Here is a 12049-nt window from a genome sequence, read left to right on the forward strand (position 1 = left end):
AGGGAGTACTTTATGCATAGCGAAACCGATATCTCTGCGCGCACCGACGACCACGCGCTCGAAGCCGTTCCTGAAAGCGAACGTCAAGGCTGGCTCCAGTTGTCATGGAGTACGGCGGGGATCGTCACGACGCTGATCCAGTTGTTCGTGGGTGCGCTCATCACCTTCGTTGCCGGTATCCGAATCGGCCTGTTCGCGGGCATGTTCGTCGCGATTGTCGGGGCGTTGCTCGGATGGGGTGCGGGCCACATCGCATATCGTACCGGCCTCGCGAGCACCGTACTGTCGCGCCGTCACGGTTTGGGCACACGAGGCTCGGCGTTGCTTGCGCTGGTGTTCGGCTTCATGATCACCGGCTTCATCGCACTCGAAAACGCCCTGCTTTACAAGGGCTTTTTGTTCTACCTCGATGCGCCCGACACGCTTGGTATGCGCGTTGCCATATATGGTGGTTTGTCGATCGCGTGGATCCTGCTTACGGCATTTGGTTTCAAGCTGGTCGCACGCGTTTCTTCGCTCGCACTGATCGCGTTTCTTGCATCGCTCGTCTACATGATGTTCGACGTAATCACCATGTCCGGGCAAAGCTGGGCTGCCGTCATGCAGTTCGGTGCGCAGTTGCCCGCAGGCGCGCTCCATGCGCTTGGCGCGGACACCGACGGCGGAAAATTCATCTTCTGTGTGAATGTGCTGATCGGATCGGCAGGTGCTCTAGCACTGATTGACGCGGATCTCGGACGCTATGCGAAGTCATCGCGCGATATAGCTATCGCGGCCTTCATCGGTAACGTCTTCATGGACATCGTAATGGTCGCGGTGGGCGGTATCGTGATGTATGCCGGTATGGACCAGCTTGTCGCGCATCATATGAAAGTGGGCGGTATGACTGAGGCCGCCGCACGCGCGTTGGCACTGCAAAGCCCGGACAGCGTCGCCGTGGCCTTCATCGTGTTTGGCGGGGTCCTCGGTACGCTACTGATGGTGTTCGCGCAATCGAAAGCACAAGTGCTCAATACGTATAGCGCCTCGCTCTCGCTGACCAACCTTGCCGACGTGCTATTCGGCTGGCGGCCTGGCCGCTTTGCGTTCGTTGTGCTCGCGAATGTGCTGGCCTGCCTGATGCTCGTCGGTTCCATCCTCAGCTGGTTCAACTCTTTCATCACGGTGCTCGGCGTGCTGACCACGTGCTTCGCGGGCATCATCATCGCCGATTATTTCTTCGTCAAGGCGAGGCTGGGCGCAACCGCGCCTACGAACGAGGAAGTCAACTGGGCGGGTGTCGTAACCGTGGTGGTCGGATTTGCACTGGCACACTACATCCTGAACCGGATCGTGCCAATTGAGTTCTTCACCTCACTGCTGGTATCGTTCATCGTCTATCCGGTGTTGCGGCTTGGCATGCTGCGGCGTGTGAAGCCTGCCCAGGCCTGATTCATCGTCCGGCGCGCGATCTCGCGGCCCGTCGCGTTCTCATCGGGAACGCCGGGCCGCGAGGCGTATTCAGTCCGCGTCGCGTCCTGCTTCGCGCAAGCCGAGACGCACAAGTTCGGCGAGAGAGGTCGCGCCGAGTTTCTCTCGAATGTGGGCGCGATGCACTTCGACGGTCTTATAGCTGATATTCAGTTCGGCGGCGATCGCCTTCGATGCTTTACCTTGAATGAGTAGATCGAACACTTCGCGTTCGCGCGCGGATAGTTGTTTGAGCAGATCCTGTGTCTTGCTATTCGCCTGGGCGCGATGGTGTTCGAGCAGGCCAACCTTGAGCGCGTCCGCGACTTTGTCGATCAGATCCTGGTCGTTGTATGGCTTTTCGAGAAAATCGTAAGCGCCACTTTTCATCGCGCGAACCGTCATGGGGATGTCGCCGTGGGCACTCAGAAAGATGATCGGCAGCCGGAAGCCCGCCGCGCGGAGGGTGCCTTGTAATTCAAATCCACCCATAAGTGGCATGCGGATGTCGAGCAGTAGACAGCCGGGCTTGTCCGGGTCGGCGCTGGCAAGGAATTCGCGCCCGTTTGAGAATGTTTCCACCTTGTGCCCGATCGATTCGAACAGCCAGCGTAAGGAAACGCGCACCGCTTCGTCGTCGTCCACGACGTAGATCGTTGGCTCGCTCTGAGGCGCGACCGGGCGCGATAAGTGTCTCTCCATGGGGTTCCCTTTTTCTCGCACGATACGCCCGTGGGACAGGCGGATTTGAACTACGCTTCGACGGCATGCTTTGCGCATGCACGGCAAGCCACGAATAAAATTGTAGCCCTTCAATAAGCGTGCAACTAGGCGGGAAAATCCTCACCGCGCAAGCCGACAGGCTACACGCGTGAACTGCCTTGTAGGCGGTTTTTTCTGAACTATTGATTCATCGCGCCGCCGCTCTTTCTAAACGATGGCGACGCCTGCGACGCAATGCAGGGCAACGACATCGCTCGCGGACTTAGTATCCGCGGCGTGCATGCGGACGAGCGCAACCTCGGCGGTTGACTATGAGCGCGAGATGGGCACCGCGATGTCCATCGTTGACGAGGCAGATGCGCAATGCAACGAATCGATTCAAGGCAAGTAGAGGCTCGCTCCACTCGCAGCGCCCGCACCACCTTCCGCGGCAGCAGTTCCTCGATGCGCCCGAGCGGGTGATCTGCTATGTGGTCGAGTCGATTCGGGTGCCCCGAGCGGATCATGCCGTACGTCTTCGCCGCTCGACCACGCCGGAGTCTGCGCTGGCGGATAGATCGTTCCGGGGGGGATTGCGACACCGCACAACCCGCTCGGCATGCAGGTCACCGATCTGCGAAATCCTGTCGTCGCAGTAGTCGACGAGCGCTCACCCAACAGTTGGGGATTGTCAGCCGATCGCGATCCGACAAGGTCAGTTTTGATCTTACGATTGGTTATCGGGGACGACAAAGTGTGCGAGACGAACCCCGAGCAAGGTAGCTCTAACCTGTTCCCCATCGTGTGGCAATCGAAAACCTTCGTCTCATTTCTGCGAATCGGATTCGCAGGGGCGTCATTTACCGATGGGATTTGACCTAAGACAATGTTCTTAACCGGTGTCGCCGATTTTGAAGCCTCCATAAAAATATATGGATCCGGTTTTGAATTTATTAGGTACGAAAGATTAAAAACACAGGAGACAAAATGAGCAAGAAGTTCATAGAGCAGCACGGACTGTGGACGGACGTCCAAAAGGCCGCAGCCGTCGAGGTACTGAAGCAGGCGGACCAGGCGGGCCTGCAGATGATTCGCCTTTCGTGGCCGGACCAATATGGGCTACTGCGCGGAAAGATGCTCTCGATCGCAGCTTTGCGATCCGCTTTCGGTAGTGGCTCAGAAATCACGATGGCACCGTTCTTCTTCGATACCGCCAGCGCCATCGTATTCAATCCGTTCTCTGCCGACGGTGGTTTTGGTAGTGCAGAGTTGGCCGGAAGCCCTAACGTTGTGATGGTGCCTGATCCTACGACGTTTCACATCCTGCCGTGGGCGGATCGCACCGGCTGGATGCTGGCTGATCTCTACATGACCAATGGGCGACCGTTCCCGCTGAGTCCTCGCTCCATCCTCAAAAAGGGACTACGGGAACTGGAGGCACTGGGCTATGACTTCCAAGCCGGGTTGGAAGTCGAGTGGTATTTGACCCGTATTGTTGATCCATGCCTGGATCCGGAGACCATTGGAAGCCCTGGTACCCCTGCGGCGCCGCCGAAGGTAATGCCCGTGGCCAAGGGATATTCCTACCTACTGGAGAATCATCTGGACGAGGTGGAGCCTATCATGGCCGAAGTGCGTCACCATCTCCTGGCCTTGGGGCTGCCGCTGCGCAGTATCGAGGACGAGTGGGCGCCAAGCCAGATGGAAACGACCTTCGACGTCATGCCCGGTCTGGAAGTGGCAGACTCGATGGTGCTGTTCCGCAATGCGGTCAAGCAGATCTGTCGTCGGCGCGGTTATCTGGCCAGCTTCATGTGCAAGCCTGCCATCAACGGCTTCTACGCGTCTGGCTGGCACTTGCATCAATCGCTTACCGCACGTGACACGGGCTTCAATGCCTTCATCCCGCAGCAGGGTGAGCCTTTGTCCCAACTGGGCCAAGCTTACGTGGGCGGGTTGCTCGAGCATGCCTGCGCCGCGTCGAGTTTCACTACCCCTACGATCAACGGCTACCGCCGCAGGCGCCCGTATTCGCTGGCGCCAGACCGCGTCACGTGGGCCAAGGACAATCGCGCGGCGATGGCCCGCGTCATTTCAGCGCCTGGTGATCCGGCCAGCCGTGTCGAGAACCGGATCGGTGAACCAGCTGCGAATCCCTATCTTTATCTGGCATCGCAGGTATTTTCCGGCATCGACGGTATCCGCCGCCAACGCGATCCGGGACCGCTGCAGGAAACGCCCTATGCGGCCGATGTGACGATTTTGCCGCACAACCTGTCCGAGGCGCTCGAGGCGTTGGAGTCTTCAAGCTTCTTTCGAGAAGCATTTGGCGACGAGTTTATCCATTATTGGCTGCATTTGCGTCGAAGCGAGTGGAAGCGCTTTACAGAGGCTGAGGGTGAAGTGGATATGGCGGCCGACCCGGTGACCGATTGGGAACATCGGGAATATTTCGAGTTGTTCTGAGGTGTACGGATGAAAAAATACGCTGTCATCTGGTGTACGAATTTTCCCGAGGACGAACCGCTGAAAGCTCGGATGATTGCCGCCTTTAGTCGGGAAAATGAGCAGTGGGATCTTCTACGTCCTGAAAGCGATGACTTTCTCGAAAGGGTTTTCAACTATGCGGGTCACGTGATTAGCGGCAGTCCGCAATCTGTCGTGGATGACGCCGATACGCCGTTGGTCAGGAACCTCTTGGAATTCATTCGCGCCGCAGACTCGAGAGGCGATATTCCAGTCATCGGACTGTGTTTCGGCTCTCAAGCGATCGCTGCCGCGTTGGGCGGCCGGGTAGAAAGAAATCCGTCGGGGCGCTTCAAGCTTGGCGTGGATCGGCTGAACTGGAGTGAGGAAGCTCACGCGCTATTGGGCGACTCTATTGCTGCCGTGCCTTCGGTGCTGGTGCAAAGCCATGGCGAATGTGTGGCTAGCTTGCCTCCGGATAGCGTCCACCTTGCTTCGTCAGAAACGATTCTCAATGAGGTCTTCCTGGTGAAGGACCAGTTCCTCGGCATCCAGGGGCATCCGGAGGTCGACAGCCTGTTTCTCCAGCAGAAGTTCATGGTGTACCACCGCTCGCTGTTCGATGAAGTCCAGTGGGAGCGCGTGGAGTGCGAATCGAAACAGCCTTTGGAGCCCGCGCGGGTCATTGCCTTGGGGCGTCGTTTGTTGGACGAAGGGCGGCTGTCAAAGCATGGCGCAGAAGCTAAAGCGGAGTTCGCAAGTCCCGTGCGGATGAATCAAGAGAGCAAGGAACTGTCATGACGACAAGTAGCAGACTCACCACAATCCCTGTACAGCCCGTCGCCTCCGACCTGTGGGACGGACTGGTGCTGGAGGATCGTGTGCACCGTCGGGTGTATACGGATGAAAGCATCTTTGCGCGCGAGATGAATAATATCTTCGCCGCTACATGGGTCTATGTGGCCCATGAAAGCGAGGTCTCCGAGCCCAACGACTTCAAGCAAACGTGGCTCGGCACCCGCGAGGTCGTCGTGACTCGCGACGAAGAGGGTGCCATACATGTCTTCTCCAATCGCTGCTCGCATCGCGGCGCGAGCGTTTGCCGTGAACAGCGTGGCAACGCTTCGCAGTTCACCTGCCCGTATCACGGCTGGCGCTTCGATAACCACGGCCAGTTGTTCGGCATCCCAGGAAAGAACGCCTATGGCCCGGCCTTCAAGGCGCGCGACATGCATCTGGCCAGGCCAGCACAAGTGGCATCCTATAAAGGTTTCGTCTTCGCCACTTTGAATCCCGATGCGCCGCCGCTGGCCGAGCATCTCGGCAACGCGGCGCGCTATCTGGACGACTGGATCGACCACAACGGGGGCGCCGGGAATCTCATCCTTTCGGGCGCGCAGCGTTTTCGCCTGGCGTGCAACTGGAAGCTCGTATGGGACAACGCCGGTGATGGATATCACGTGCCGTTCTCCCACCAATCGCTGCTGCTAATGACCAATGCACGCTATGGCGGAGGCGACATGGCCTATTTTGCGGATGCCGACCGCTCAACGATGACTAACAGTGCGCTTGATAACGGCCACTCCGTGATCGACCAGCGACCGGAGATGCACGGCGAGTCGGCCTGGAGGCAGCAGCGCCCCCAACCGGGCCGCGAACCGTTCGAGGAGCACGTCGCCGCCACCTATGGTGAGCAAAGCTCGCGCGTGCTCGACACCACTGTGGGCGCAGGCATGAACCTTAACATCTTTCCAAACCTCGCTCTGATCGGCAATCAGGTGCAGATGATCCAGCCCACGGCAGCCGGCGCAACGGTGGTGCACTGGTACGCGACCCGCCGCAAGGATGTGCATTCCGAAGTCAATACCATGCGGTTGCGTACTCAGGAGGATTTCCCCGTGATGGGCGAAATGGACGACGCGGCCAATTTTGAGGAGTGCCACCGTGGCCTGCTAAACAGCCCAGAGGATGAATGGGTGGACATGAGTCGTCATTACGAGACGGGCAAGGACGTAGAGGCTGAAGACGGCATCGTTCGTGGCCCTGTGACCACCGATTTGCACATGCGCAACTACTACGCACAATGGAAGCGTCTGATGCAAGCCAATCCTACGCTGCGTGTGGAGAAGGGGAGACTGGTATGAACACCGCCACGCAAGAAGTCGCGGGTCAGCATCGCTATCGTCACCAGCCTCCGTCCCTATACGTGGTGGCTTCCTTCTACGATTGGTTGACCGACGTTTCCGCCGATCTGGCCCAAGCTGTGGTGCGCGATCCTGATGCAGTCGATGATGCGCGGCAACGTGAAATTGCCCGAGCGTTGACCGCGGAGTCACGGCTACTGGACCAAGGTGCCCTCGTGAACGAGGCATACGAGCATTGGCTGGCCCTGTACGCCGAGGAGTGCGCTTACTGGATTCCGGCCGGCTCACCTGCACCGGATCCACGCCACGCCGTCACCCTGGAATTCCACGACCGCCGCCGATTACTCGACCGGGTGGCACGGCTGCGCACAGGCTTGGCGTTCTCGCAGTTCCCGACTTCGCGTACTGCCCGCCAGTGGAGCGGTCTGGAGGTTTGGCCTAGTGCCGGCCGTTCGGACGAATGGCGCGCGCGCTACAGTTTCACGCTGGTGGAATCGCGAGAAGGCCATAACCGCGTGCTTGCGGGTTGGAACGGTTTCGTGGTGCGCCAGATTGGGGACCATCTGAGGATAGTGCTCAAGCAGGTCAATCTGATCGACAACGAGAGTCCTCAGGGCAACAACTCGTTCTTTCTCTGAGGCAGCACATGGCGAAGCAGATACATTCCCTGACCATCACCGACGTGGTGGAGCAAGGCAGTGACGCGATCCTTTTGAGCCTTGGTGTGGAGGCCGGGCAGCAGCAAAGTTTCTGCTTTCGGCCCGGTCAGTACCTCACTCTCGCGGTCTCGGTTCAGGAGGACGAACTCTGGCGCTGTTATTCGATCACAAGCGAGCCGGTGCAAGGGCAGCCGATTAGCGTGCTGGTGCGGCGGGTAGCAGAGGGACGCGTGTCCAACTGGCTGTGCGACCACGCCCAGCCGGGCCAGCAAATTAAGGTGCTGCCGCCTGCGGGGCGCTTTATCTTGGCGCGGCCGGGGCAGCCGGTGCTGCTGTACGCGGGTGGTAGTGGCATCGCGCCTGTGTTTGCTCTTGCGCGTGAGGCGTTGGCGCAAGGTGCCTCGCGGGTACTGCTGTTCTACGCCAATCGCGACCGGGCTACGGCGATGCTGCTGAAGGAACTAGAGGCGATGCGCTTACGCGCTACTGGCCGACTGGAGATCGTGTATTGGTACGACAGCGAGCAGGGTCTGCCATCACAAGACGTACTGGCAGCACAGACGCGGGGCCTGGAACAGGCGGACGCCTACTTATGCGGCCCCGAGCCCTTTATGCGCGCCGTCAACACGAGTTTGCAGGCCGCCGGATTCGAGTCGCAGCGTGTGCACCAGGAGGATTTCGGTGGCGTAGTGGAAGGCGAGGCAGGAGAGGAAGAAGAACCTGTTGGTGAGCCGGCGCAACTGACTGTGCAGATCAAGGGCAAGACTTATACAGTACAGGTTAAAGCTGGAGAAGCGCTGCTGACAGCCATGCTCCGGGACGGATTGCCTGCGCCGCATGCCTGCCGGGTCGGCGAATGCGCCTCGTGCATGTGCCGCCTGCAGGAGGGAGAGGTACAGCGGCTCGAGAGTTCGGTTCTTGACGATGACGACGTGGCGGATGGCTGGCTGCTGGCCTGTCGCGCGCGTGCCGCGAGTTCTACGCTGAAGGTGCGTTTCTAGGTGTATTCCTGGCGTCCACGCGCCACTTAAGGAGCATTCACTTGATCCGAGACGGTACCCACACTCCCCCGTGGGATTTGATCCGAGCCTTTCTGGCGCTGGAGCGACACGGCAGCTACGAAGTGGCTGCCGAGTTGGAGGGGATTGACGATTCGACGCTTCGGCGACGCATTCGCTTGCTTGAACAACAGTTTGGCCGGACCCTGTTCGTGCGCACCGACAGCGGCTGGCGAGCGTCGGCCGATCTCCACGCGCTCGTTGATGCAGCCCAGCGAATGGAGGAGGCTGCTCGCAGCTTCTCTCAAGACCATCAGACTGGTGCCGGCGTAATTCGCGTCAGCGTGATGGACGTCTTTGCACAGCGTTTTAGCCCAGTGTTTACCGCTTTGAGCGATAAATATCCTCGCCTAGTGTTCTCCATCACTACCGAGGCCCATTTTGTTAACCTGGAGCAAGATCAGGTGGACATCGCCGTGCGTCTGGCCCGCCCAGATCGCACCAGCAATTCGCTGCGCGTGCGCAAACTCGGCAACGTGCCGATCGGGGCATATGCTAGTCGCGGCTACTTGGAGCGAGTTGGCGACAACGCCAACAATCTGGGAGTCGAAGAACATCAACTGCTTGTGATGAACTTGCAGTTCTTCCATCAGGATCACGATTTCATCTACGCACACTTGGATTGGTCAAAATTCGGACTTTCCGGAAATATCCGTATCCAGGCGGACAGCTTCGCACCGCTGGCACTCATGTGCGCGCTTGGGCATGGAATGGCTTTATTGCCCAGGTTTGTTGCTGCAGAGTATCCAGACCTCGTCGCGCATCCTTCAGACACTTTCGTCAACACTGAACTGTGGCTGGTCAGTCGCTTCGATATGCACGCCGCTTGGCAGCGCGATCTCGCCGACATGTTGCAGGTGGAACTCGCACGATGGGCGCAATGAATGAAGTCACGCTTTCGAGACCGGTACGAGGCAGGCTTTTCGACCGAGGCTGGGTGGTGCAGTTTGTAGGTCGCGATACTAGGCATATTGATCAAGCAGTGGAATGACGGTGCCAGCGAATTCAAGAAAAGAGAAAGAAAATATATTTAGTAAAACTAATAAGGAGACGTGAAATGAAGAAAGAAATAGTCTGCTGTACGGTAACCACGCTGTTCTCATGCGTCCTTGCGACGGTCGCACACGCGCAGTCATCGGTCACACTTTTCGGCACTGCGGACGCCGGTATCATCTATTCGACGAACCAGCAGATCACGCATACCAATGGTCACACCGATGGCCATTCGAACTGGCAAATGGGCAGCGGCATCCTTGAGCCTTCGCGCTGGGGTCTGACCGGAAACGAGGACATCGGCGGCGGCACCACGGTCAAGTTCACACTGGAAAATGGCTTCTTTGCGCAAAATGGCGCGCAGTTTCAGGGCGGCACGCTTTTCAACCGGAACGCGTGGGTGGGCGTGGCCAACGCGAACTATGGCACTCTGACGCTCGGTCGCCAATACGATCCGTTTTCAGACAATATGGGTGCCTATGTTTCGAGCACCAACTGGTCGACGCTCTACGGATCGCACTTCGGTGACGTAGACAACCTCAACGAAGCGTTCAATTTTAACAACTCGATCAAGTATTTGAGCCCGAGCTTCGGTGGACTGACAGTCGGAGGACTGTTTAGCTTGGGCGGGGTCGCGGGAGACTTCTCGCAGAACCGTGGCTGGTCGATCGCGGCAAATTACACACGCGGACCGCTTTCCCTCTCTGCAGGATATCTCCAGTTACGCAATCCGCTTCAGGCGGCGCTGGGGGGAGAGAGCGGGTATATCGGCGATTTCAGCTGTACCAATGCCGATGCCTCCTATTGCGAACTACAGAACGCGCAGAAGATCGATATCTGGGGCGCGGGTGGTTCATACGTCCTCGACCAAGTGACGCTCGCGCTTAGCTACACGCATACGCGGCTTTCGCAGAGCCAGTACTTTGAAAGCACGGCAGGGCCACGGGGCGCGGATATTTCGTTCGATATTGCTGAGCTCAACACCGTGTGGCAGTATTCGCCCGCGCTGCAGTTTGGCTTCGCGTATATCTTCAATAACGCGAAACCTGATCAGGGGGCGTCCACACGCATCCATCAGGTTAACCTGGGGGCTATGTACAACCTATCGAAGCGCACGGCGGTCTATGCAGTGGCAATCGGCCAGAAATCGTCGGGTGCCGGACTCGGCGTCAATGCCGCGGGCGGTGGCACACAGAACCTCGCGCAGATCCCTACTCTCGTGAACTCGGATACGGATAAGCAGCTGGCGATCATTGCGGGCATTCGCCATAACTTCTGAACGTGTGCTGGGTTCGCTCCATTGTAGCGGGCCATCTGAAGCCCGGGACTTTGATGGATCGAGTACCAGTTGCGCAGAACATCGCCCGAATGGTCGCTTGTGACGAGACCCAGGAGCAGTAGCCGGGAAACGGCGACACTTCTGCAGTGGTTTTCAACTTTCGGGCGTGACCTATTTCGACTGCCCAGGGGGTCTTTGGCGTCTGCTCTGACAGCTAAACTCGTTCGGCTGCCGCCTTATATCTTTCGTTAGCGACGGGCTGGAAAAGTCGGCCCAGATGGGCTGACTGGCATCCCATCCATTCGAATGAACTCGAAATGGGTACGGTTCAACAGCCATATTTCACGTGACCTCAGTGATAATCGTTCAAGGGGCGACGCGTCTATCAATTGTGAGTATCCAACCATGCTGGATGTTCGGCATACATTTCGCGGATCAATTGTTTGGTCAGGCTAATATACTTGGAGCTATCGTTAGCCCGGTGACTGACGATTACCGGAGAGGTCGCGCGGTCGCCGTCTATCAGCCGATAATGTACATCGTGGCGCATCTGCCGCGCAGACGCAGGTATCACGCACACCCCGAATTCAGCTGCGACCAGTCCCAAGGCGGTCTGGATTTCGCGTACCTCCATCACTTGGCCTGGTTGTACATCGTGCCTATCCAAGATGTTCAGCACTTGATCGGCGAAGCCCGGGCGCGGCTCCTTTGGATAAACAATCAACTTTTCTCCGGCTAGCTGGTGAACGGGTAGAGGTGTTGACTCCCGAGCCATGGGCGATTCCATCGGCAACGCAACGGCAAGCCTTTCCTCGTGGAGAACGATGCTAGACACGTTCGGATCGCTGTGATGTACGCGGCCGAAGCCGATGTCGATGCGGCCTTCGTTTATCGCCTGGATTTGCTGAACCGACATGAGCTCGACCATTTGAATGTCCAGCTCCGGCGCGTGTTGGCGGAGTTTGCGCATCAGTGTCGGCAATACGCCGTAGAGAGTAGATGCGACAAAGCCGATCGACAAAACGCTACGCTGATGTAATCCCACTCGCCGCGTGGCCGCTTGCATCTGTTCGACGCGCCCCAGCACCTGGATCGCCTGCTCAAAGAACAGACGACCCGCGTCGGTTAGCTGCACCGGCCGGCTGTTGCGAATCAGAAGAGGAACCCCGACCTCTTCCTCGAGCAACTGTATCTGACGGCTCAATGGTGGCTGAGCGATGTTGAGCTGTCTGGCTGCGCGGGTGAAGTTGCGCTCGCGGGCGACGGCGACGAAGTAGCGAAACTGGCGCAGATCCATAG

At 58.3% G+C, this 12049-nt stretch carries 10 protein-coding genes; 8 read left to right on the forward strand and 2 right to left on the reverse strand.

All coding sequences use genetic code 11. The features are described from left to right. The first annotated feature begins 12 nt into the window (after positions 1 to 12). Positions 13 to 1431 (forward strand): purine-cytosine permease family protein, encoded by a 1419-nt coding sequence (locus HWX91_RS15515; RefSeq protein ID WP_028196321.1) that lies wholly within the window; start codon positions 13 to 15, stop codon positions 1429 to 1431. 69 nt (positions 1432 to 1500) lie between these two features. On the opposite strand, the gene HWX91_RS15520 is transcribed toward HWX91_RS15515, so the two are convergent. After that, complete coding sequence (locus HWX91_RS15520; protein ID WP_042274862.1) at positions 1501 to 2151, reverse strand: response regulator transcription factor; 651 nt, start codon at positions 2149 to 2151, stop codon at positions 1501 to 1503. A 987-nt stretch (positions 2152 to 3138) separates the two neighbouring features. On the opposite strand from HWX91_RS15520, the gene HWX91_RS15525 reads away from it, so the two are divergent. The 7 genes from HWX91_RS15525 (at position 3139) to HWX91_RS15555 (ending at position 10750) form a co-directional block, all read left to right on the forward strand. Further along, positions 3139 to 4617 (forward strand): glutamine synthetase family protein, encoded by a 1479-nt coding sequence (locus tag HWX91_RS15525; RefSeq protein WP_030101022.1) that lies wholly within the window; start codon positions 3139 to 3141, stop codon positions 4615 to 4617. A 9-nt stretch (positions 4618 to 4626) separates the two neighbouring features. Then, a complete protein-coding gene (locus tag HWX91_RS15530; RefSeq protein WP_028196319.1) occupies positions 4627 to 5418 on the forward strand; it encodes a type 1 glutamine amidotransferase in 792 nt (263 codons plus the stop codon). Then, positions 5415 to 6761 carry an aromatic ring-hydroxylating oxygenase subunit alpha gene (locus HWX91_RS15535; protein WP_042274859.1) on the forward strand — a complete coding sequence of 449 codons (1347 nt, stop codon included), beginning with the start codon at positions 5415 to 5417 and terminating at the stop codon, positions 6759 to 6761. The genes HWX91_RS15530 and HWX91_RS15535 overlap by 4 nt, the downstream gene beginning before the upstream one ends. Beyond that, the gene (locus HWX91_RS15540) at positions 6758 to 7399 is read left to right on the forward strand and encodes an aromatic-ring-hydroxylating dioxygenase subunit beta (protein ID WP_051743359.1); all 642 of its coding nucleotides are present in this window, start codon (positions 6758 to 6760) and stop codon (positions 7397 to 7399) included. The genes HWX91_RS15535 and HWX91_RS15540 overlap by 4 nt, the downstream gene beginning before the upstream one ends. An 8-nt stretch (positions 7400 to 7407) precedes the next feature. After that, a complete protein-coding gene (locus HWX91_RS15545; RefSeq protein WP_028196317.1) occupies positions 7408 to 8421 on the forward strand; it encodes a ferredoxin--NADP reductase in 1014 nt (337 codons plus the stop codon). 41 nt (positions 8422 to 8462) lie between these two features. After that, on the forward strand, positions 8463 to 9362 hold the full coding sequence (locus tag HWX91_RS15550) for a LysR family transcriptional regulator (RefSeq protein ID WP_028196316.1): 900 nt from the start codon (positions 8463 to 8465) through the stop codon (positions 9360 to 9362). Between the two features lie 173 nt (positions 9363 to 9535). Continuing rightward, entirely contained in the window at positions 9536 to 10750 is a 1215-nt protein-coding gene (locus HWX91_RS15555; RefSeq protein WP_030101026.1) for a porin, read from the forward strand. Between the two features lie 385 nt (positions 10751 to 11135). Here the strand turns inward: HWX91_RS15555 and HWX91_RS15560 are convergent, their stop codons facing one another. Beyond that, entirely contained in the window at positions 11136 to 12047 is a 912-nt protein-coding gene (locus HWX91_RS15560) for a LysR family transcriptional regulator (RefSeq protein WP_028196314.1), read from the reverse strand. Positions 12048 to 12049 lie beyond the last annotated feature (2 nt).

Origin of the sequence: Paraburkholderia fungorum (assembly GCF_902833645.1) — a bacterium.
GTDB lineage: Bacteria > Pseudomonadota > Gammaproteobacteria > Burkholderiales > Burkholderiaceae > Paraburkholderia > Paraburkholderia fungorum.